We start from the raw sequence: 21,287 nt of genomic DNA on the forward strand, positions 1-21,287 counted from the left end.
GTCCGTGAAAAACCGCTGTCACACACGAATCGGCGGTATTTTCATTCAGAAAAGAAAGTTGATTCTACGAGGTTTCTCTAATTGAGAAATGGGTGGAATCAGCAGTATTTTGCATTAAATCACCGGCCTCCTAGAAGGCCCATGAAAAACCACTGATTCCCTTCATCAATGGGAGAATGAGTGAAAAAACAGATTGACTACATTGGAACGGCGTCCCCTCCGCTTTTTACTCTTTCAACTTTTCCACCGCTTCTACTGGCAGTCCGGTCAACTCACAAATCGTTGGCACGTCATATCCTTTCTCTAGCATCCGTTTCGCAACGTCCATCTTGCCTTTTTCGATTCCTTTTTCCATCCCTTTTTCCATTCCTTTTTCAATCCCCTTTTCCATCCCCCGTTGCTCGTACGACACGATGAGACCCATCACTTTTTTCGCTTCCTTCGTTTCCATTTCGTTCACCTCGTTTCGCAATTCGAGTTCCTCTTGTTCGGACAACCGCAAATACGTCTCAAAAAAGCCAAACAACAGCCGCTGTTTCGCTTCGTCAAGCTCCAAGCGGACGAGCATGCGCAAAAATTCTTTTTTCACAACCACTCTTTCACTTTCATTATACCCCATTTTGCTTAACAGAGCGGCGGCGACCGGGTTGTCGCGGCGAATGTACTCGCGCCATGGCAATTTGCGCAGTTCAACGGTCAGAAAACGGAAATCAACAACGGTTAGGAACGGAAACTGGATGGTGAACGAGGACGGTTCATCGCGGATGGCGTCATAGCTGAAGATGGCAATGGGTAGAATACGGCGGCGGTATTTTTGAAACAAACGACTGACATAAAGGAACATACGCTCGGGAAACGCCGGCTGCGTATAGCTTTGGTGCTCAATATGGATGATGATCAGCCCGTCTTCCCCCTTCAACTTCGTTTCCACCAATAGATCCACACGGTGCTTTTCGCCAGCTGCCACATCCGTAAACACCTCTTCCGACAAAAAGGTGACGTGGCGGAAGTCGACTTGTTCATATACGTGCGGGAAAAACAGAAGCAAAAACTCTTCAAAAAACGTCGACAACAGCTCCTTGAACAGCCGGTCATGGTCGATTCGCGTTTCGGACACGGTCTCCCTCCTTGTGATATTTGAACTTCCTTTATTTTCTTCGCCGCGCCTTGGGCAAAATCCTGCCGAAAAGGCTGGTGAAAAGCATTGATTTTGGTCTAAAATAAGGGGAACGTGAATGGGAAGAAAGCCCTTGTATTGTGCAGCTTTTCACAATGAAATGACAAAGCCGCCAACGGCGGGCGGCTTTGTCTATCGTTTTCGAAGCGGCCGTTTAGCTCCCGGCCGCTGCTTTGGTCTGTTTGAAAAACTGCGGCAAATATTCTTTATGCGCTTCCAGCATTTCGTCCAACATTTGTTTGGCGATGGTGTCAGACGGGACAAGCGGGTTGATCGTCATGGCGACGAGCGCGGTTTGGTAGTCGCCAGTGACCGCGGCCTCGGCAGCGACGCGCTCGAACGACTTGATTTGCTGGACGAGGCCGCGCACGGCGACCGGCAAGTCGCCGACAGCGATCGGTTTCGGCCCGTCTTTTGTAATGACGCAGTTGACCTCAACGGCCGATTCCGGCGGAATGCTGGCAATGGCGCCGTTGTTTCTCGTGTTGACCGGCTGAATGTCGCGCTTGTCGTTGTAAATGGAGCTGATCAGGCTGCAAGCAGCGTCGCTGTAGTACGCCCCGCCCCGTTTCTCGAGCTGCGGCGGCTTGATGGCCAAGTTCGGATCTTTGTACAGCTCAAACAGTTCTTTTTCGAGCTGCTGGACGACTTCGGCGCGCGTCCCTTTCGTTTTCGCCGCCTCCAGCTCCTCAGCGAACATTTTGTCTGTTTGGTAGTAATACCGGTGGTACGGGCACGGCAATACGTTTAACCCTTTCAAAAAGTCCGGCTCCCAGCCAAGGTCAACGATGTTTTTCATCGTCACACCGGAGCGGTCTGGATGGGCGACGAGATCAATCACCTTGTCGGTCACCTCGACGCCGTCAAGATAAACATGCAAGCCAAACACCATATGGTTCAGTCCGGCGAAATCGATGTGCACGCGGTTGGCGTCAACGCCAAGCAGCTTGGCAACGCCCATGCGCATGCCGATCGGCACGTTGCACAAGCCGACGACTTTTTCCTGTTTCGTGTAGCGCAAGACGGCTTCCGTCACCATCCCGGCCGGGTTTGTGAAGTTGATCAGCCACGCATCGGGGCAAAGCTCTTCCATATCGCGAATGATGTCCAAAATGACCGGAATCGTCCGCAATCCCTTAAACAATCCACCCGGCCCGTTTGTCTCCTGGCCGATCACCCCGTATTTGAGCGGGATGCGCTCGTCTTTCGCCCGCGCCTCTAGGCCGCCGACACGAAACTGCGTCGTGACAAAGTCTGCACCTTCCAAAGCCCGGCGACGGTCGAGTGTCAAATGAATCTCGATCGGCACGCCGGCTTTTTCGACCATCCGTTTGGCCAGTGCGCCGACGATTTCGAGTTTTTCTTTGCCTTCCGGAATATCGACAAGCCACAATTCCCCGACTGGCAATTCATGATAGCGCTTGATCAACCCTTCGACCAATTCCGGCGTGTAGCTCGACCCGCCGCCAATGGTCGCAATTTTCAATCGTTTATCCATGCTCGTCTTCCCCCTTCACCGTGTTAGACGTGATATAATGAATAGATGACGCAACCGTTGACCATCGCCCGGTCTCACGCGTCCTGTTCTGAAAAGCGAGGTGTAGGCATGTTTACCCCTGAACAAATCGCCCGGTTTTCCGAGTTGGATTATGCCATTTACGATTACGTGATGAAACATCCGCATGAAGTCGCGTACATGCGCATCCGCGAGCTCGCTGAGGCCGTCCATGTCTCGCCGCCGACCGTGCTCCGCTTTTGCAAGAAAGTCGGCTGCGACGGGTTCAGCGAGTTTAAAACGAAATGGAAGCTATACTTGCGGGAAAACGAACGAACGTCAATCATCAGCAGCCAAGAGGCATTGCGGGAGTTTTTCGAGCGGACGCTGACGGCCGACTACGAGCGAGCGATTTTTGCCGCTGCCACCGTGATCGCCCAAGCGGATCAAGTCATTTTTGTCGGTTCCGGCAGCTCCGGCATTTTGGCCGAATACGGCTCGCGCTACTTTTCTGCCTTTCAAAAGTTTTCCGTCTACATCAAGGATCCGTTTTTCCCGATTTACGGCCATTATTTCAACAACTGCGCCGTGATCGCCTTGTCGGTGTCCGGCGAAACGCCGCACACGCTCGCCCAAGTGCACCGCTTGAAAGAAAAAGGAAGCACGATCATCAGCATCACCAACCGGAAACATTGCTCGCTCGCGAACATCTCCGACTATAACTTGACCTATTACGCCACCGCGGAGCGGATCGGACAGACAGATGTCACAACCCAGCTCCCGGTGATTTATTTGCTGGAGCGGCTCGCGAAGGAAATGTATCGGTTGCTGCCGGCGCAGGCTGACCGCAAGCCAAGTGGGCGGTGACAAAGCTACAGCTCGGCACCGTTCGTCGCAATCACACGCTGATACCAATAGAAGCTTTTCTTTTTGATGCGGCGCAAATCTTTTTCCGATTCATCGTCACGGTTGACGTACACAAATCCGTACCGCTTTTGGTAGCCGTTCAGCCAGCTGAGCAAATCGGTAAACGACCAAGCACAGTAACCGAGCACGTCCACCCCATCCGTGATGGCGCGTTGAATTTCTTGCACATGGCGGCGCAAGTAGTCGATGCGATAATCGTCGTTCACGATATCGCCTGCTTCCAGCGTATCGAACTCACCTAAGCCGTTTTCTGTAATCAAAATCGGCAGCCGGTAACGATTGGCAATGCGGCGGAGGCCAATCCGCAAGCCAACCGGGTCAATCGCCCAATCCCAGTTCGTCGTATCGACGTACGGATTGCGCACAGTTTTAAACAGTCCTGGAATGCCGCTCGAAGTGGATGTTCCTTTTTTTCCCGTCGTATTCATCACACCTTCACCGACGCCATCTGGCGGATTATGCTCAACAGTCGTCGTTTGGTAATAGTTTACTCCCATAAAATCTGGTTTCGCCGCTTGGAGCAGCTCCCAATCGCCCGGTGCCACCGTCGGCTCGAGCCCTTGCGATTCAAGATAGTTCCAAGCCGCCTGCGGGTACATTCCCCACGCATACACATCCATCCACCAATGGTTTTGGAATTCCTCCGCGTTTTCAAAAGCGAGTACATTTTCCGGGCGGCTGTCGTACGGATACATGGGCGAGTAGGCAAAGCTCGGCCCAATTTTTCCGTCAGGGACGTAATGACGGAACGATTGAATTACCCTTGCATTCGCCAAATTGGCGATATGGTTTGCCTCATACATGCGTTTCATGTCCTTTACGCCCGGCGGATGCAAGCCAAGCCGGTAGCCCAAAGAAATGAAAATGTTTTGTTCATTGAGTGTCACCCAATATTTGACCCGGTCGCCAAACCGTTGAAACAATGTCACCGCATACCGGTCAAAATCGTCGATGATGCGCCGCGATTCCCATGCCCCATACGCATCCATCAAGGCTTGCGGCACGTCCCAATGGTATAACGTCACAATCGGCTCGATCCCATAGTTTCGCAGCTCCTCAATCAAGCGGTCGTAAAAATCGAGCCCTTTTTCATTGACGGCCCCGTTTCCATCTGGAAACACGCGGCTCCATGACACCGAAAACCGATACGCCTTTAACCCCATTTCCGCCATCAACGCTACATCTTCTTTATAGCGATGATAATGATCGACAGCGACGTCGCCGTTGGTCCCCTTAAACGTTCGGCCTGGTTGTTTGGCAAACACATCCCATACCGATAATCCTTTTCCATCTTCGTTCCACGCCCCTTCGACTTGATACGCAGCTGATGCCGCACCCCATAAAAATCTAGGCGGAAACGGTTTAAGATAGCGATGCTCCATTCATATCGTCTCCTTTCTCTCAGCAACCCTCGTCAATGGAACCATTCTATCACCAATAAACCGCGTTTCATGCAAAAAGTAAAGGGAGCGGCGGCTTTTTGTAACGAGACGAAGGCGAAAAACAATTGTTTCTTTCGAGTAACAAGCTGTTACAAAATAGGACAAGACGGCGCGCCAGATACGAAAAACACCTAGGAGGCCGGTGATTTAAGGGAGCAGGTCGCTTACCAACCTCGTTTCTCAAATAGAACAGCCTTGTCGCATCAAGATCGTCTTTCAAACGCTCCCCCCATTGCTGAAAAGAAACAACCGTTTTTCACCAGCCCTCTAGAAGGCTGGTGAAAAACCGCTGATTCCCTTCATCAATGGAAGAATGATTGAAAAGCAGGCCCGATAAAACAAGGTTTTTCTAATTGAGAAATGACATTGGAAAGCTGTATACCCCGTTAAATCACCAGCCTCCTAGAGGGGCGTTGATTTACTCGCGCAACCGCTTTCCAGCATCGTTTTTCAAATAGAAAAGCCCTACAACAGTGCACACTTTTTTTCATTGACCAAAGGAAATCAATGTTTTTCACCAACCTCCTAGGAGAGCGGTTCATACAATGCGGGCAACGGCACCCGCTATTTCGGTAGAAAGACACAAGAAGAAAAAGGTGCTCCGTTCGTTGGGAGCACCTTTTCCCCATGCATGGCAGTCTTTCCCCAGTGATCGTTACGAGAAAATCGCTATTACCTTCATCTTTGAGCCGCCATAGAAGGCTGGCGATTTAGTGCAAAACACTGCCGATTCCATCCTTTTTTTCAATTAGAGAAACCTTGCGGAATCAGCTTTCTTTTCTGAATGAAAATGCCGCCGATTCGTGTGTGGCAGCGGGTTTTTCACCGCCCCTATAGACGGAGCGTTACGGCAAAAAGATTTTTCCCGGATTGAGGATGCCGTTTGGGTCAAACAGCTGTTTCAACCGTTTCATCCAAACGACGGCATCGCCCTTTTCCTCGCGCAAAAACGTCCGTTTGCCGATGCCGATGCCGTGCTCGCCTGTGCACGTGCCGCCGCGCGATAAGGCGTAGCGGACGATATGAGCATGCACTTGTTCAATCCGTTCCCTTTCCGCCGCATCGTTCGGGTCAAAGGCAAGCACCGTATGGTAGTTGCCGTCGCCGACATGGCCGAAAATGGCGGCGGTCATGTTCTGCTCATTCACGAGCCGGCGCGTATCGGCGATCGCCCCCGGCAGTTCGGACAACGGCACGCACACATCGGTCGAGAGCATCGCCTTGCCTGGATACGCGGCTTGAATGGCGAACGCCGCATGGTGGCGCGCTTCCCACAGCTGCGCGCGGGCGAGCGAGTCCGTCTCGACCGCAAAGGAAACCGCGCCTTCGGACTCGCACAATTCTTTGACGAGTTCCGTCCCATCGTCCACGCTTGCCCGGCTGCCGTTCAATTCGATAAACAGCGTCGGTTTTACCGGATAATCCGTCTGTTTGTATGCGTTGACCGCGGCGATCGTCGCCTCATCCACGAGCTCAATTTTTCCGGGCCCAACGCCCGCTTTCAACACGGCAAACGCCGCTTGCGCCGCCGCCTCAAGCGTCGGAAAGCCGATTTTGATGGCCGTCGTCACCTCCGGAATGCCGTGCAGGCGGACGATGAGACGGGTAAAAATCCCTAGCGTCCCTTCCGATCCGACGAACAAACCGGTCAAGTCATAGCCGGCGGATGATTTCACCGCCAGGCTGCCCGTTTGGATGACCGACCCGTCAGCAAGCACCACGTCAAGGCCGAGCACTTGATCGCGCATGACACCGTATTTCACACAGTTCGTTCCGCTGGCGTTCGTTGCCGCCATGCCGCCGATCGTCGCGTCCGCCCCTGGATCGACAGGGAAAAACAGCCCGTATGGCTTGAGCGCCTGGTTGAGTTGCAGCCGCGTCACCCCCGGCTCAACGATGGCGAGGAAATCGTCGGGTCGGATGTCAACAATGTGATTCATTTGCGTCATATCGAGGCTGATGCCGCCTTCAACCGGAATGACATGTCCTTCCAAACTCGTGCCGGCGCCAAACGGCGTCACAGGGATGCGGTGCTCGTTGGCAAACGCCAACACCCGGCTCACTTCCTCCGCCGTTTTTGGAAACACGACGACATCCGGTTGGCGCGGCGCATGGTAGGCGATGCCTTTGCTATGGTGCTCAAGCACCGTTTCGTTTTGGCTCACCCGCTCTCGGTCGCCGATCAGTTCCAACAGCGATTCATATACGCCCATCGCTCTCCCCCTTTTGTCTATCGAATGGCCCGGCCGCACCAGCCCCCTTCCATCATCGGGCGCTGGGCAGCCCATCCGTCAGTAGCGCAGCAACGTTTCGATTCCTTCCGTAATACGGGCTGGATTCGGCAGCCAATCATCTTCCACCGACGGCACCGGGTATGGCGTGTCATACCCGGCGACGCGCACGATGGGGGCCGAGAGGGCGAATAGCGCCCGCTCGCTGATCAAGGCCGCCACTTCGGCGCCGAATCCGCTCGTTTTCACCGCTTCATGGACGATCATCACTCGCCCCGTTTTTTCGACCGAGGCGAGGATGGCATCGATATCGAGCGGCTGAAGGCAGCGCAGATCGATCACTTCCGCGTCAATCCCTTTCGTCCGCATCTCATCGGCCAGTTTGGCGACAAGCGGCACGGTTGCCCCCCACGTAATGATCGTCAAATCTTCTCCTTCTTTCACAACCCGCGCTTGGCCGAGCGGAATCGTGTACGGTTCTTCCGGCACCTCCATCCGAAACGCTCGATACAGCTTCATCGGCTCCAAAAACAGCACCGGATCATCGTCGCGAATGGCGGAAATGAGCAATCCTTTCGCATCGTACGGATTGGATGGCATCACGACTTTCAAGCCCGGAGAATGAGTAAACAGCGCCTCCAACGCATCGGAGTGCAGCTCCGGCGTCCGCACCCCGCCGCCGTATGGGCTGCGCACGACGATCGGGCACGAAAACCGCCCGCCGGAGCGAAAGCGAATGCGCGCCGCCTGCGCAGCGAGCTGGTCCATCGCTTGATACACAAACCCAAGAAATTGGATTTCGGCAATCGGCCGCATGCCATTGATCGCCAACCCGATCGACGTGCCGATGATGCCGGATTCAGCCAGCGGCGTATCGAACACACGGTCAGGGCCAAACTGCTCCATCAACCCGTCCGTCGCCCGAAAGACGCCGCCGTTTTCGCCGACATCCTCGCCAAGCACGATGACGCGCGAGTTGCGCTCCATCTCTTGGCGCATCGCTTCATTGATCGCTTCGATCATCGTCAATTCAGCCATTTATTTCACCCCTTTTGCCTGCTTGCGCCGCATCACTTCCGCTTTTTGCTCAGCGAGCAATTTCGGCGCCTCGCTGTACACATGATCGAATACATCGGCAATGGAACCGGACTTGCTGGCAATGGCCGCCTCATACGCCGCTGTCACTTCCGCGTTCACTTCGGCAACGAATGCTTCTTCCTGCGCCTCCGTCCACAACCCGCGCCGCGCAAGCAGCACACGCACGCGGTGGAGCGGGTCTTTCTGCCGCCACGCTTCGACTTCTTCCGGCCGCCGATACTTCGTCGGGTCGTCCGCCGTTGTATGCGGCCCAAGCCGATACGTGAGCGCCTCGATCAACATCGGCCCTTCCCCGCGGCGCGCCGCATCGACCGCCTGTTTCATCGTTTCATACACCGCCAACACGTCGTTGCCGTCAACCAGCACTCCTTTCATCCCGTAGGCAAGCGCCTTTTGCGCGATCGTTCGGCTCGCCGTCTGCTTGGCGTACGGAACGCTAATCGCATACTGGTTGTTTTGGCAGAAAAAGATGACCGGCACGTTGTATACCGCGGCAAAGTTCATCGCTTCATGAAAATCGCCTTCCGATGTCGCCCCATCGCCGAAATAAGCCACCGATACGTGCGGCTCGCCTTTCAATTTCGATGCCCACGCGCAGCCGACGGCATGCAGCGTCTGAGCGGCAATGATGATTTGCGTCGGAAAAATGTTCACCCCATCCGGCATCCGCTTTCCCGACAGGCGGCCCTGCACGTAATGGAAAAACTGTTCAAGCGGCATGCCCTGCAACAAACAGACCGCCACTTCGCGGTAGCTCGGGAAAATCCAGTCGTCGCTTCGGAGCGCAAGAGCGCTGCCGACTTGCGCCGCCTCTTGGCCGCTGAACGGCGCATACGTCCCGATCCGTCCTTGCCGCTGCATGCGCAACAGCCGCTCATCGATGACGCGCGCCCGGCGCATCGCTTTGTAGGCATTAAGCAGCCAGTCATCAGAAAATGATGCGATTTTCGCCTCATCTCCGCCCCCGTTTTCATCGAGAATTTGCACCATCTCGATAGACAGCTCATTTGGATCGAACATCGAATCCCCTCCCCCATTGTTTTCCCCATCACCATCGCGGCCTCTTGACGCCGCTCAACAAATGAGACTACCGAACATCGAGCAGCAGCACTTCCGGATGGCTCAAATAGTGCGCCACCGTCCGCATAAACCGTCCGGCCGGCTCACCGTCAATGACACGGTGATCAAACGTGAGCGAGATCCCCATCATGTCGCGAATGACAATCTCATCGTCGATCGCGACCGGTTTCCGCTTGATGGCATGCGCCCCGAAAATCGCCACTTCCGGGTAATTGATGATCGGCGTCGCAAACCATCCCCCGCCCGCGCCGGTGCTCGTGATCGTGAACGTGCTTCCTTGCAGCTCCTCAAGGCGAAGCGCCTGGCGGTGCGCTTTCTCGGAAAGTTCGGCGATTTCAACGGCCAACTCGCGAATCGATTTTTGATCGGCGTCGCGGATGACAGGCACCAACAGTCCCGCCTTCGTCGCCGTCGCGATGCCGATGTGATACCGTTTCTTCAACACGATTTCATTCGTCTCTTCATCAAGCGAAGCGTTAAACATCGGATATTCCTTCAGCGCCCTTGTCACCGCCTTAATGATAAACGGCAAATACGTCAGCTTGATCTGCTCCTTCGCCAGTTCGCTGGCAAGGCTTTTTCGAATCTCGACGAGCTTCGTCACGTCGATCTCGTCCATCCCGGTCGCATGCGGCGCCGTATACACCGATTTCACCATTTTTTCGGCGATTTTTTTGCGCAACCCGCGGAGTGGAACGCGCTCCTCTTCCTCAAACAAGGCATCCAAGCCCGCGATGGATGTCCATGTGGCTATACTCGCCTGTCGTCCTCCAGCCGCGCCGCCGGTCGGCAGGGCATCTTTCTTCGCTTCGTCCCTTGCCGCCACCGCCGACGCAGCCGCCTCGCGCTCTCTGACATAGCGCTCCAAATCGGCGAGCGTCACCCGGCCGCCTTCGCCCGTTCCTTCCACTTCATCGATCGGAACGCCCAACTCCCGCGCCCGCTTGCGCACCGATGGCGCCGCAATCGCCCGTTTGCGAGCCGGACGCGGCGCTTCTCCACGGGCAGCAGGCACAGGCTCCCGAACCGAATCTTCAGTCGGCGCCGCTTCCCCCGCGACCGCTGCCTCGGTTCCCACGACAATCAACGGCTCCCCAACCTTCACCGTCGCCCCTTCCGGCCCAGCAAGCGCCACCACTTTCCCCGCCACCGGCGTCGTCATTTCGACCATGGCCTTATCAGTCTGTATTTCCGCAATCGGCTGATCGGCGTTCACGACATCGCCTTCACGGACGAGCCAACGGATGATCTCGGCTTCATGCAGCCCTTCGCCAATATCAGGCAGCTTAAATTCATAGATCATAGCGATATCCCCTTCCTCTTCTTCTCGTGTTGCGATTGGAAACAAACACAATGGTGCAGCATCGATGGTGTGGAAATCATGAGGAAACAGAACGGTTAAGCGCTTACAATAGATGCGGTAAGAATCCTTTTTTCTACCAAAACACCTAATTAATATTTAGAATTTTCTAACCTACAAACTTTATGATAGTATATAGATTGTGGCGCTGTCAATATAAGGAGAACGGACATTTTCCACCTGCTTCGACAATCAGCGACAGCCGTCTCTATTATCAAAAAATAATAACATGATTCCATTCACCCAAAACAACAGGAGCGGATCCAAAACGATGAGGAGGCAGTTTTTCACAACATCATAGAAGGACGTGAAAAACGACTTTCGCGCGCAAATTGGTGGCATTGGTGCAAAAAAGAAGTTGATTCTACATAGATTAAGTTGCCTTTCCGTCAAGGATATGTTAAACGATTTCATTGCACGATATATTAAAAAACCACCCCAGACGGGATGGACAGAATATTGTAAATACTCAATTTACATAATCAATCACTATAGACGTCTTTTAAAAAAACCAACTAACTTCATAGTCGACCAGACAATCACAAACACCACAATATAGATCGTTATAAAAATAACAACGCCTTTCAAAAAAAGAAGGGGAACGCCTTTCCATCCTTCTTTCAACCAACTCATATACAAAAGACACACAAGAAATGCAAAGAATGCAATGTAATTTTTTTTCATAACTACTTCCTCTTTAGCTCTCCACGAAAAGTTTGGATTTAGCTGCGTCAAAACTTGTCCCTTCTCACGTCATAAGTAGCGATCATTGTTTTTTGCACATTTGAAACAACGCAATGAACAATACAATATTTATCAAGTGGCGTAAAGACTTTTTTAATATCTAAAGGATTGCGATCACTATCAAGCTCGGCACAGCTATTCACACTACACAACTTAATAACGACCACCGCCAATTAACTTATGAAGTTTATTTTCAACCTTCGTTATGCCGTTGTCAATTGCCTTCCCTACTTTTGTGCTGTCAAACCATTTTTCTACTGCAGCGACTTTGTTCATGCTCCCGATTACATAACTTCCTGCGAAATATCCCGCTACCGCTCCCTTGGCGGCCCCTTTTGCAGTTTCGGACGCCACTTTTCTTTCTAACATAGTAAATCCTGTAGTTGCAGCTTTATACGCTCTCACTCCATTGCCTATTCCACCTGTCGCCATCCCAACAATGTTAGAAATCGTATTACTCCTCAAATCGTCCGCTATAGAACTGACTACCCAATGCGCGACTTTTTGGATTTTGTTCATCGTATCCCTCCTAGCGAAAAATTAATTGACAAAATAATCATAAAAAAAGAAAAAAAAACGTGTCAACTCTTTTTTTAGAATAAATTGTATATAATGAAATAAAAAACCATCTTGAATACAAGGATGAGATAGCAATTCTAATTGTTTTTCTTCTTTTCTCCCCATTTTCACCCCGTCTTTTTTAAAAAGGTAGTGATCCAATCCGGCACAACAAAACCCATTTTCGCTCAATCAATTATGCTAAAATGAAGGACGACGAAAATGAAAGGAGAAGGATCATGGTTCGATTCGCAACAATCGGCACAAACTGGATCACCGAAGCGTTTATTGACGCCGCGCGGCTCATCGATTCCTTTGAACTCGCCGCCGTCTGCTCGCGGACGGACGAGACAGCGAAGCGGTTTGCCGAGAAGGTTGGCGCGCCGCGCACGTTCACCGATTTACACGAACTGGCGGACAGCCCTGACATTGACGCCGTCTACATCGCGAGCCCCAATGCGTTCCACGCTGAACAAGCGATTTTGTTGATGAACCACAGCAAACACGTCTTATGCGAAAAACCGCTCGCCTCGAATGCGAAAGAAGTCGAGGCGATGATCGCAGCGGCCGAACGAAACGGCGTTGTTCTGATGGAAGCGATGAAGTCAACGCTCATGCCCAACTTCGCAGCCATCCGCGAGCACCTGCCGAAACTCGGCCGCATCCGCCGCTATGTGGCGAACTACTGCCAATATTCATCGCGCTATGACGCCTACAAACAAGGGACGGTGCTGAACGCCTTCAACCCCGCTTTCTCGAACGGGGCGCTCATGGACCTTGGCGTCTACTGCCTGTACCCGATGGTCGTTTTGTTCGGCAAGCCCCGCAGCGTGAAGGCGCAAAGCGTAAAGCTCGCATCCGGCGTTGACGGCGAGGGGGCGATCGTGTTGGATTACGGGGACATGGATGCAGTCGTCTTTTATTCCAAAATCACAAACTCGCACTTGCCTTCAGAAATCCAAGGCGAAGACGGAAACATGATCATCGACGCCATCCATACGCCGGCGAAAATCGACATTCGCTACCGCGACGGACGCGTCGAGGACATCACCGTCCCGCAAGACAAACCGCCAATGTATTACGAGGCGGAAGAGTTTATCCGTCTCATCGAAAGCGGGGAACGGGAGTCTGCCATCAACTCGCACCGCCATTCGCTTTGGACGATGGAAATCATGGACGAAGCGCGAAGACAAACAGGCATCCTCTTTCCCGCTGACGAGCGATAAACGAAAAGTTCCAACCGGGTCTGTATAAGGACCGGTTGGAACTCTTTTTTTCAGGCGGTTCTTCTGCCTCATCGGATTCCGTTGATAAGCAAAACGAGTAGCGTGTATGTGCACCCAACCAAGGACTGAGGGCCGAGCTCCTTGCTGGAAACCACGGTGTCACCTTCGGCTAAAATACGGGCCAAGCCGTCGGTTTTTGTGAGCAGCTGCTGCGCACCCTATGCAAGACAGTTTCCCCGCTCTTTGCGCCTTGCTGCACCGTCCCTATTCACCCGTCTCGGCAAACCGGCGGATGCGCGCGCCAATTTCATCGCGGACGCGGCGGAACACCGCGAGTTTCTCCTCTTCCGTCCCTTCCGCTTTCGCCGGGTCGTCAAAGGCCCAATGGACACGCTTCACGTGCGGCGGGGTGACCGGGCAATGGTCAGCTGCATGGCCGCACAGCGTCACGACCAAATCAGCGCGGTTGAGGAGATCCGGGTCGATGACGTCAGACGTTTGGTTCGAAATGTCGATGCCGACTTCCTTCATCACTTTCACCGCATTCGGATTGAGGCCATGCGCTTCAATCCCGGCGCTGTACACCTCCCATTCCTCACCAAGAAGTTGTTTCGCCCAGCCTTCTGCCATTTGACTGCGGCACGAGTTTCCGGTGCACAAGAAATAAATGACTTTTTTCTTCATCGCTGGTTCCCACCTTTACGTTGATGTTGGATTGCCCGAAGAAAAATACTTTCGCTGAAACGCCAATGCTACGTTGACAAGCGCCAGCATCACCGGCACTTCAATGAGCGGACCGATAACTGCCGCAAACGCCGCACCCGAATGAATGCCAAACACCCCCACGGCGACGGCAATGGCCAGCTCAAAGTTGTTGCTTCCTGCCGTAAACGCGAGCGTCGTCGATACCGGGTAGCCGGCTCCCAATTTTTTCGCCAAAAAGAACGACACAAAAAACATGATGACAAAATAAAGCAGCAACGGAATCGCAATGCGCACAACATCGAGCGGCAAGCTGACGATCATATCGCCTTTGAGCGAAAACATCACCACGATCGTAAACAAAAGCGCAACAAGCGTCAGCGGGCTGATTTTCGGCACAAACACTGTTTCATACCATTGCCGCCCTTTCGCTTTCACAAGCACAAACCTTGTCGCCATGCCAGCGAGAAACGGGATGCCTAAGTAAATAAACACCGATTTCGCCACTTCCGCCATCGTGATCTCGACAACGGCTCCCTCAAGCCCAATCCATCCCGGAATGACCGTCACAAACACGTACGCATACAACGAGAAAAACAGCACTTGAAACAGTGAATTGAAGGCGACAAGTCCCGCTGCGTACTCGGTGTCGCCGCGCGCCAAATCGTTCCAGACGATGACCATGGCGATGCAACGGGCAAGCCCGATTAAAATCAAGCCGATCATATACTCCGGCTTGTCAGGCAAAAAGACGACCGCCAACAAAAACATGAGAATGGGGCCGATCACCCAGTTTTGCACGAGGGACAAAACGAGCACCTTCACATCTTTGAACACGCGCCCCATCTCTTCATAACGCACTTTCGCCAGCGGCGGATACATCATCAACATCAAGCCGATCGCAATCGGAATCGAGGTCGTACCGACTTGCAGACGGTTCAACCCATCCACCAGCCCCGGAGCCCAAATCCCGATTCCAATCCCAGCCGCCATCGCTAAAAAAATCCATACCGTCAAAAAGCGGTCTAAAAACGACAACCGCTTCGGTTCACAACAATCCACCGTTCTTCACCTCGTTGTTTAAAGTCAGCACCCGCAGCGGGCCGCGGGATTCGCTGTCTCGATTTTGCGAATGTTTTCGTCTTGGTCCGGAACGTATGACAACACCGCTTGCAGCAGGGAGTAGTATTCGCTTTGCGGCCGGAGCGAATAATACACCCATTGCCCCCTCCGCTCCTCTTGGATCAGCCCGGCGTCTTTCAACTTGCGAAGATGCTGGCTGATCGCCGGCTGGCTTGACGAAAACACCTCAAGCAGCTCGCACACACAGCACTCCCGCTGATTCAAAATCGCCAAAATCGTCAGCCGCGTCGGATCGCCGAGCAGCTTCAACACCCGAGCGGCTGCTCCTATCTCCATTGCGAGTTGCGGCATATCACCCCTCCATTCATCATCATATCATGATTTGCTTATATAAAAACGAACATCCATCATGAAACGGCCACGCCGACCAATGAAATGGTTTCTGTCAATCAGTATATAATTAAATAATTATATAAGTCAATCATGATGTATCGACAAAAGCAAGAAAAGCGAGCGTGCCGCATGTTTCCGCCGCACGCCCGCCAATGTCAGTCCATCCGCTTTTTCGCCGCCGACAACAGATCGACCGCCTTCGTCCCGACTCCGACAAACGTCTCGAGAATCGCCTGCGCCCCGGCGATCGAAAAGATAAAAATCAACGGCATGGCGATCTTTGGGATGAATAAATACCCAAGCGCGAGAAAAACCGCGCTCCACACTCCCGCACACCAGTAACAGTTCAACAAATAGCCGAATTTCGATTTCGGCACCTTCTTGATTTCCGTACTCCCGTCTTCGTGTTGGATTGTCTCTTTTTTCATAAACGGATTGCGAATAAACTCCGTGATCTTATCAAAGACGATCAAGTGGGTGAACCGATAGCTGGCCAAAATGATCATGATGTACGTCATCCAGTCGAGTTCACGAAGCATGGCGAGTCCCTTTCTTTTGCGAGCTTTTCCTTTAGTATGAACCAAGAAGCGCTTCGTTATGAACCTATATATAGATGCAACGAAGAAGTCTAACACATCCTTGACGGAAAAGCGGTTTGTCCATTTTCGACTGTCGAAGGCAAGCCACAGGCTTGCCTCCGTCACACCAAGGCGTGACGGAAGACCGAACAACCGCCTGTTTCACAGACCTATATATGGGTCTGGAAGCGGCGTTGTTCGGTCGCCCGACAGTCGATCAAATACTCGGTAAAAGCTGCAAATGGTAAAGCTTCAAATTGCATCTATATAGTTTCAATAACCTTTTAGTCTCCTTATATCCAGTTATATCGGGCATGAGTTCGAGAAAATCTACGTATTTAATTAATTCATCAATAAATTCCTCGTGAATAGAATCTCTGTAACATAATCCTATTTTCATTCATCTTCTCCCCTTATTCGCGCAAAAAATACAAAAATAAACAAACTTAACGTAGCGTTTATTAATAACATCAGATGAACAGTAAGGGAAATGTACATGGCGAAAAAACTAAATAATAAAGTAGAGACGGATGTAACAACATTAATTAATTGCATTAGCTCCCTCTTGTCCCTTGTTTTATTTTTCTGAAGAAAAATCGTATTTATATCAGGCGTGTTGATTATCCAATAAAATCCAAAGGGTATAGAAAAAAGAGCACCTTTCCTGTAGAATGTGAGTAGCGACACAAACAAACCCAGGAGGTGCTCTCTATGAACAAGCATACCACACTCCCGAATTTGATGCAAAAACTTGTTTCGGATGGAGTCAGTCAAGACTTTGTGGAGAACATTTTTTCGGTCTACTACGGGCGTTGTCAATCACCGGTTGGTAGACCATTTTTAGGAATTGATATCGTAAGCGCTTTCGGACTCTCATCCCTCTTCTTGAGCTGATTTTTGCTCGATCCATTTTTTTACATCCATCCGCCATCGCGAAGCGCCGACAATGCTTGGTAGATCGGCGTCCCCGATGACTGTTGAAGATACGGGATGTTCTGGCGCATCACCTCCGCCAACAACCGTCCTGCCTTCCGTTTGGCCTGTTTGATCCGCTCCAGCTTCGTCGGGGCCGAGGCTACCCTCTGGGGCTCTTCCTCCTCCAACTGCCCCGTTCTCCACCCTATTCCGTCGATTTGGGCCACCATCGCCTTCAGAAACGCCCAAAGTCCTTGGTCCTTCCAGCTGCGGCGGGATTTCACCCGGTACGCGAACCGGCTCATCACGCTCTCGGCGTGGCCCATCGGACGCATGCCGGCCGTCTCCACCCCTTGCGCCGACAGCCACTCCCGGTAGTCCCGGATGCATCCCGGCATCGACTCGATCCGGCGGATCATTTCGGCCAACTGCTCTTCTTTGGCTTCGTCCCCCAACGTACCGACGGCGCTGTTCAGTTCCACCAAAAGTCCTTCCTCGTCTTGCTTCGCCAGCTTCTTCCGCACCTCCCGCCAACGCGGGTGGCCGGACAGACACTGACGAAGCTCCCGCGCCACATGGAACCGATCCAACTGAAAGCACGCCCGCTTTCCGAAATACTCCCGGCAGGCGGTAATCCAAGATGCCGCGTCGCCGTTGATGACCAACAAGTCCCGGCACGGGTCATAGGCATATTCCTTCATCAGCCACGCTTCGAACCCTTCCCACACGTCCCCCGCCCCTTCATGGAGGTAGTGGCGCCGGTTCACGAGCTCCAGTTGCGAGCCGTTCCGTCTCCATCCCTCGTGAACCGCCAAGATTTTCTGCTCTTTCGCCCGTTTCCCTTTCCCTTGGCGGGAGATGAACAGTCCATCCTCTTCCACCAACAGCACCCGGCCATGCCGTTGGGAAACAGGGTGGTGCAGCGAGACAGGGGCCGCCAACACCAGCTGACGAATCGCCTCATGGCTGAGGACCGCATACCCCACGATCGCCTCCAACGTACGGGCTGCTTTGCGGTAGGAAGAGCACTCTATGGCCAACTCGACCGCCGTTTCCTCGAGGCAAGGACTGATCGATTGGGCTCCATCAAAGCCCAGTTCGGCATCCAACAAGAAGGTATACGCCCCTGCCTGCCGATCATAGTAGTAGTTCCGTCGGAACGTCACTTCTCCAAACAGCGTTTGGAGGGTGGTCGGCCGTTTGTCTTTCAGCTGATAGCGGCGCTTGTCCCTGGCTTCCGCCAGTTGTTGATCGATTTCCTCCAAAAGGGCCGCCAACACGGTGGCAAACACGTTTTGAAGGGTTCTCAACAATTGTTCCTCCAGCTCTTTTAATACAGGCCATTGTGTGGTAAGATGTTTCATGGACTCTCTCCCTCCTGTTTTCGGTTGGTGTCAACAATCACTATCATAGCAGGGAGAGAGTCCTTTTTGCATGAAATTCGCTTTTTTCCTACCGCGCTTCGCTTGGTGGCCCCGACGAGCGTCGCGAACAAAAGTTCGCAACCCTCGTCGGGGATCCTTCCTGAACGTCACCCACAAATATTTTACTCACACTTTCGGATGAAGAGATTCAACTGATTGCCGAAGCGGTTGGGTATCGTGATTCGTCTCGAACCTTTACGTTGCGCGAGTTGATTCACTTCTTCCTGCTGGCCGCCATGCATCAATGGAAAAGCTTTCGCCACGGAGCCGATGTGGGGCCTCTGTATGGATTGCCGCGATTCCATTATTCAACTGTATCCAAGAAAGCGAAAGAAGTTCCCTATGACATCATGAAACGCTTGTTGGCGTTGATCATTTCCAAGTGCAACCGCCAAACCCGCCGTTCGCTTCGGTTTCCCAAACCGCTTCGGGTGGTGGATTCGACGACCGTCACGGTCGGGAAAAACCGCCTGCCATGGGCGCCGTATCACGGCGAACGCGCCGGAGTGAAGCTGCACGTCGCGTATTCGCCGGAATCCTCGTTGCCGGCAGACGTGGTGGAAACCATCGGACTGCGTCATGATGGCCCGGTGGGAGAACAGTTGACGAACGCTCAACAAGTGCTGGTGGAAGACCGGGCGTATTTCAAAATCGAACGCCTCGATCGATTTGTGGAGCAGCATCAGCTCTTTGTCATTCGGATGAAGGACAACATCGAACTTCATCAGAAAAAAAGCTTGAAACGCCTTTCCAGCACATCCTCATCGGTTCAAGCCGACTTCACGTGCCAGTTGGGGACGAAACAATGCCGCTCCACCAAGCGTCACCGGGTGGTGATCTTTCGAGATGCGAATGGCCGCGACATTCGGGTCGTGACGAACCTCTTCCATGCGTCTGCGGAAACCATTGCCGACATGTACCAACAACGTTGGACTGTTGAGGTCTTTTTCCGTTGGGTGAAGCAATATCTGAATGTCCCGACCTTGTTTGGCACGACGGAAAATGCGGTATACAACCAACTGTTTGCGGCGTTCATCGCGTATGTGTTGCTGCGATGGCTGTATGATCAAACCAAAAAACAGACGAACGTCTCTCTTTCCTTCATTTCGTTCGTTCGCCGTTTTTTCTCTGGGCAGCTTCCTCTCGATTGGAAATCCGGGATGGCCGCTGCTTTGTTTGAGTATGCCCAAATTTATGGAAGGCGTATGTATAATTTTGGATAATCAACACTCGTGTATTTATATAAACATTTATGCTCACACCTAGAGTGATAATAGTACTCAGTACTATAACTTGAAAAATAAGGGAGACATCAACATAATATATCACCATGAAAAACACAGTTAACTGTAGATGAGCAAATTCGCTAACATAAATTTACAACCAAATAAAAAAGGAGACATGAACCCGATTCCTTGGTTAGAATAGATGTACCACCAACTACCCACAAGGAGGTTCATGTCTCATGAATAGATTAGCACATCATCAAGGAATCCACAAGTTTTTCATGACGCTGGGATTGGCGCTTTATTTCTCGAAGCCGGTCATCAAGCATCTCGTTTACCTTGTCGACGCCTTGACTACCAAGGAGGCCGGTGATTTAAGGGAGCAAGTCGCTTATCAAGCCTGTTTCTCAAATAGAAAAGCCTTGTCGCATCGGGATCGTCTTTCAAACGCTCCCCCATTGCTCAAAAGAAACAACCGTTTTTCACCAACCCTCAAGGGATTTTCGGGGACATTGACGGATGTCCGGTACTGGAGTTTTCATCCGAATCATCGAACAACACTGAGCCACTTTTTCACGAAAAGCTCTTGGAACGAGGAAAAACTGCTTGAGAAGCTGCAAGAATGGATCCTTCGCCAGATCGAACGCCTAGCCAAACGGGAGAATCAACCCCTTTTTGTTTCGATCGATGATACGATTTGTCAAAAACGAAGCCTTCGTCACGGGCTGCCCGCGCCATTCAAGGGTGTGATTGGCACTACTCGCACAAAGATCATCAATCCGTTTGGGGGCATTCGCTCGTTTGGCTGATGGTGCATACTTTCTCGCAAGCGTTTCCGTTCGCCTTTCGTCTGTATGACAAGACGGCGGGAAGAAGCAAGATCGACCTAGCGATCGAGATGCTTTCCTCGCTCAAGGGGAAACGGGCTCAGCCGGTGTATGTGCTCATGGATTCGTGGTATCCGTCCCAAGCGCTCATCGAAGCCTGCCTGAAACAAGGATTCCATGTCATCGCCATGCTCAAGACGAACCGGATTCTCTATCCGAAAGGCATCGCCATCCAAGCGAAGAAGTTCGCCCGCTATATCGAGCCCAACGACACCCGCCTCGTCACGGTGGGGAAGGAGCGTTACCGCGTGTATCGCTACGAGGGAGCGATCCATGGCCTCGATGACGCGGTGGTGCTGCTGGCTTGGAAGGCGGATGAACCGATGACGCCAGATCATCTCCATGTTGTCTTGAGCACCGACCGGGAGCTAGGCGATGAAGAGATCTTGCGTTACTATGCCCAGCGCTGGACGATCGAATGCTTTTTCCGGCAGGCCAAAGACCAGCTGAAGCTCGATGGATACCGTGTTCGTCACATTCGGGCGGTGAAACGGTATTGGGCCGTGGTGCTGTTCGCCTGCGTATACAGCATCGCGGAATCTCAACAAGACCTCTCTTCCGGCCTGGAGCTTCTTCGGTCTCGGAAAGGGCACAGCGTCGTCGAGTTCATCTATGACGCCGCAAAACAAGATATTCCCATTGATGTGATTAAAAAACAGCTCCATGTCGCCTAAGGGGGACCCTGTTTGTCTCTTAGGGAATGGAAATTACTGTAATGAAAAATGCTCATCTACAGTTTTT

17 protein-coding genes and 2 pseudogenes are annotated in these 21,287 nt (G+C 52.3%); 6 read left to right on the plus strand and 13 right to left on the minus strand.

What is annotated here, in order from left to right:
* Positions 1 to 226: 226 nt before the first annotated feature.
* Positions 227 to 1,117 (minus strand): Rpn family recombination-promoting nuclease/putative transposase, encoded by an 891-nt coding sequence (locus tag GC56T2_RS15825; protein ID WP_144976511.1) that lies wholly within the window; start codon positions 1,115 to 1,117, stop codon positions 227 to 229.
* A gap of 214 nt (positions 1,118 to 1,331) precedes the next feature.
* Complete coding sequence (locus tag GC56T2_RS15830; protein WP_144976513.1) at positions 1,332 to 2,675, minus strand: 6-phospho-beta-glucosidase; 1,344 nt, start codon at positions 2,673 to 2,675, stop codon at positions 1,332 to 1,334.
* 108 nt (positions 2,676 to 2,783) lie between these two features.
* On the opposite strand from GC56T2_RS15830, the gene GC56T2_RS15835 reads away from it, so the two are divergent.
* Complete coding sequence (locus GC56T2_RS15835; protein ID WP_144976515.1) at positions 2,784 to 3,539, plus strand: MurR/RpiR family transcriptional regulator; 756 nt, start codon at positions 2,784 to 2,786, stop codon at positions 3,537 to 3,539.
* Positions 3,540 to 3,544: 5 nt separating this feature from the next.
* On the opposite strand, the gene GC56T2_RS15840 is transcribed toward GC56T2_RS15835, so the two are convergent.
* From GC56T2_RS15840 to GC56T2_RS15870, 6 genes are all read right to left on the minus strand, one after another.
* Complete coding sequence (locus GC56T2_RS15840; RefSeq protein WP_144976518.1) at positions 3,545 to 4,981, minus strand: glycoside hydrolase family 1 protein; 1,437 nt, start codon at positions 4,979 to 4,981, stop codon at positions 3,545 to 3,547.
* 905 nt (positions 4,982 to 5,886) lie between these two features.
* Positions 5,887 to 7,254, minus strand: coding sequence for an FAD-binding oxidoreductase (locus GC56T2_RS15845; RefSeq protein ID WP_144976521.1), 1,368 nt, complete (start codon positions 7,252 to 7,254; stop codon positions 5,887 to 5,889).
* Between the two features lie 78 nt (positions 7,255 to 7,332).
* Positions 7,333 to 8,310, minus strand: coding sequence for an alpha-ketoacid dehydrogenase subunit beta (locus tag GC56T2_RS15850; RefSeq protein ID WP_144976523.1), 978 nt, complete (start codon positions 8,308 to 8,310; stop codon positions 7,333 to 7,335).
* The gene (gene pdhA, locus GC56T2_RS15855) at positions 8,311 to 9,390 is read right to left on the minus strand and encodes a pyruvate dehydrogenase (acetyl-transferring) E1 component subunit alpha (protein ID WP_144976525.1); all 1,080 of its coding nucleotides are present in this window, start codon (positions 9,388 to 9,390) and stop codon (positions 8,311 to 8,313) included. It abuts the gene before it with no gap.
* 67 nt (positions 9,391 to 9,457) lie between these two features.
* Positions 9,458 to 10,753 (minus strand): dihydrolipoamide acetyltransferase family protein, encoded by a 1,296-nt coding sequence (locus GC56T2_RS15860; RefSeq protein ID WP_144976527.1) that lies wholly within the window; start codon positions 10,751 to 10,753, stop codon positions 9,458 to 9,460.
* Positions 10,754 to 11,707: 954 nt separating this feature from the next.
* On the minus strand, positions 11,708 to 12,073 hold the full coding sequence (locus GC56T2_RS15870; RefSeq protein WP_033023315.1) for a hypothetical protein: 366 nt from the start codon (positions 12,071 to 12,073) through the stop codon (positions 11,708 to 11,710).
* 278 nt (positions 12,074 to 12,351) lie between these two features.
* Here GC56T2_RS15870 and GC56T2_RS15875 point away from each other — a divergent pair, with 278 nt between their 5' ends.
* Positions 12,352 to 13,338, plus strand: a complete 987-nt coding sequence (locus tag GC56T2_RS15875; RefSeq protein WP_144976529.1) for a Gfo/Idh/MocA family protein — start codon at positions 12,352 to 12,354, stop codon at positions 13,336 to 13,338.
* A 264-nt stretch (positions 13,339 to 13,602) separates the two neighbouring features.
* Here GC56T2_RS15875 and arsC read toward each other — a convergent pair whose 3' ends face one another.
* From arsC to GC56T2_RS15895, 4 genes are all read right to left on the minus strand, one after another.
* Positions 13,603 to 14,022 (minus strand): arsenate reductase (thioredoxin), encoded by a 420-nt coding sequence (gene arsC / locus GC56T2_RS15880; protein ID WP_144976531.1) that lies wholly within the window; start codon positions 14,020 to 14,022, stop codon positions 13,603 to 13,605.
* 15 nt (positions 14,023 to 14,037) lie between these two features.
* Positions 14,038 to 15,102 (minus strand): ACR3 family arsenite efflux transporter, encoded by a 1,065-nt coding sequence (gene arsB, locus GC56T2_RS15885; RefSeq protein ID WP_144976534.1) that lies wholly within the window; start codon positions 15,100 to 15,102, stop codon positions 14,038 to 14,040.
* A gap of 24 nt (positions 15,103 to 15,126) precedes the next feature.
* A complete protein-coding gene (locus GC56T2_RS15890; RefSeq protein ID WP_015375941.1) occupies positions 15,127 to 15,474 on the minus strand; it encodes an ArsR/SmtB family transcription factor in 348 nt (115 codons plus the stop codon).
* A gap of 197 nt (positions 15,475 to 15,671) precedes the next feature.
* On the minus strand, positions 15,672 to 16,055 hold the full coding sequence (locus GC56T2_RS15895; protein WP_031406805.1) for a DUF1360 domain-containing protein: 384 nt from the start codon (positions 16,053 to 16,055) through the stop codon (positions 15,672 to 15,674).
* Positions 16,056 to 16,805: 750 nt separating this feature from the next.
* Between GC56T2_RS15895 and GC56T2_RS15915 the strand changes: the two genes are divergently transcribed.
* Positions 16,806 to 16,988, plus strand: a complete 183-nt coding sequence (locus tag GC56T2_RS15915; RefSeq protein WP_144976538.1) for a hypothetical protein — start codon at positions 16,806 to 16,808, stop codon at positions 16,986 to 16,988.
* Between the two features lie 20 nt (positions 16,989 to 17,008).
* On the opposite strand, the gene GC56T2_RS15920 is transcribed toward GC56T2_RS15915, so the two are convergent.
* Positions 17,009 to 18,373: an ISLre2 family transposase gene (locus tag GC56T2_RS15920; RefSeq protein WP_144976540.1), complete on the minus strand. Its 1,365-nt coding sequence runs from the start codon at positions 18,371 to 18,373 to the stop codon at positions 17,009 to 17,011.
* Positions 18,374 to 18,552: 179 nt separating this feature from the next.
* Between GC56T2_RS15920 and GC56T2_RS15925 the strand changes: the two genes are divergently transcribed.
* The 3 genes and pseudogenes from GC56T2_RS15925 to GC56T2_RS15930 form a co-directional block, all read left to right on the plus strand.
* On the plus strand, positions 18,553 to 19,656 hold the full coding sequence (locus GC56T2_RS15925; RefSeq protein WP_144976542.1) for an IS4-like element IS5377 family transposase: 1,104 nt from the start codon (positions 18,553 to 18,555) through the stop codon (positions 19,654 to 19,656).
* Positions 19,657 to 19,898: 242 nt separating this feature from the next.
* A pseudogene (locus GC56T2_RS18395) lies at positions 19,899 to 20,018 on the plus strand (IS701 family transposase); the annotation flags it as partial.
* A gap of 135 nt (positions 20,019 to 20,153) precedes the next feature.
* Positions 20,154 to 21,220: pseudogene (locus tag GC56T2_RS15930) on the plus strand (IS701 family transposase); the annotation flags it as partial.
* Positions 21,221 to 21,287 lie beyond the last annotated feature (67 nt).

The sequence above is a fragment of the Geobacillus sp. C56-T2 genome (assembly GCF_007829715.1).
Taxonomy (GTDB): Bacteria; Bacillota; Bacilli; order Bacillales; family Anoxybacillaceae; genus Geobacillus; species Geobacillus icigianus.

Bases quoted from the DNA above. Each gene is read 5' to 3' on its own strand.
- GC56T2_RS15830 (WP_144976513.1), bottom strand. From the start codon at position 2,675: ATGGATAAACGATTGAAAATTGCGACCATTGGCGGCGGGTCGAGCTAC.
- GC56T2_RS15835 (WP_144976515.1), top strand. From the start codon at position 2,784: ATGTTTACCCCTGAACAAATCGCCCGGTTTTCCGAGTTGGATTATGCC.
- GC56T2_RS15840 (WP_144976518.1), bottom strand. From the start codon at position 4,981: ATGGAGCATCGCTATCTTAAACCGTTTCCGCCTAGATTTTTATGGGGT.
- GC56T2_RS15845 (WP_144976521.1), bottom strand. From the start codon at position 7,254: ATGGGCGTATATGAATCGCTGTTGGAACTGATCGGCGACCGAGAGCGG.
- GC56T2_RS15850 (WP_144976523.1), bottom strand. From the start codon at position 8,310: ATGGCTGAATTGACGATGATCGAAGCGATCAATGAAGCGATGCGCCAA.
- pdhA (WP_144976525.1), bottom strand. From the start codon at position 9,390: ATGTTCGATCCAAATGAGCTGTCTATCGAGATGGTGCAAATTCTCGAT.
- GC56T2_RS15860 (WP_144976527.1), bottom strand. From the start codon at position 10,753: ATGATCTATGAATTTAAGCTGCCTGATATTGGCGAAGGGCTGCATGAA.
- GC56T2_RS15870 (WP_033023315.1), bottom strand. From the start codon at position 12,073: ATGAACAAAATCCAAAAAGTCGCGCATTGGGTAGTCAGTTCTATAGCG.
- GC56T2_RS15875 (WP_144976529.1), top strand. From the start codon at position 12,352: ATGGTTCGATTCGCAACAATCGGCACAAACTGGATCACCGAAGCGTTT.
- arsC (WP_144976531.1), bottom strand. From the start codon at position 14,022: ATGAAGAAAAAAGTCATTTATTTCTTGTGCACCGGAAACTCGTGCCGC.
- GC56T2_RS15890 (WP_015375941.1), bottom strand. From the start codon at position 15,474: ATGCCGCAACTCGCAATGGAGATAGGAGCAGCCGCTCGGGTGTTGAAG.
- GC56T2_RS15895 (WP_031406805.1), bottom strand. From the start codon at position 16,055: ATGCTTCGTGAACTCGACTGGATGACGTACATCATGATCATTTTGGCC.
- GC56T2_RS15915 (WP_144976538.1), top strand. From the start codon at position 16,806: ATGAACAAGCATACCACACTCCCGAATTTGATGCAAAAACTTGTTTCG.
- GC56T2_RS15920 (WP_144976540.1), bottom strand. From the start codon at position 18,373: ATGAAACATCTTACCACACAATGGCCTGTATTAAAAGAGCTGGAGGAA.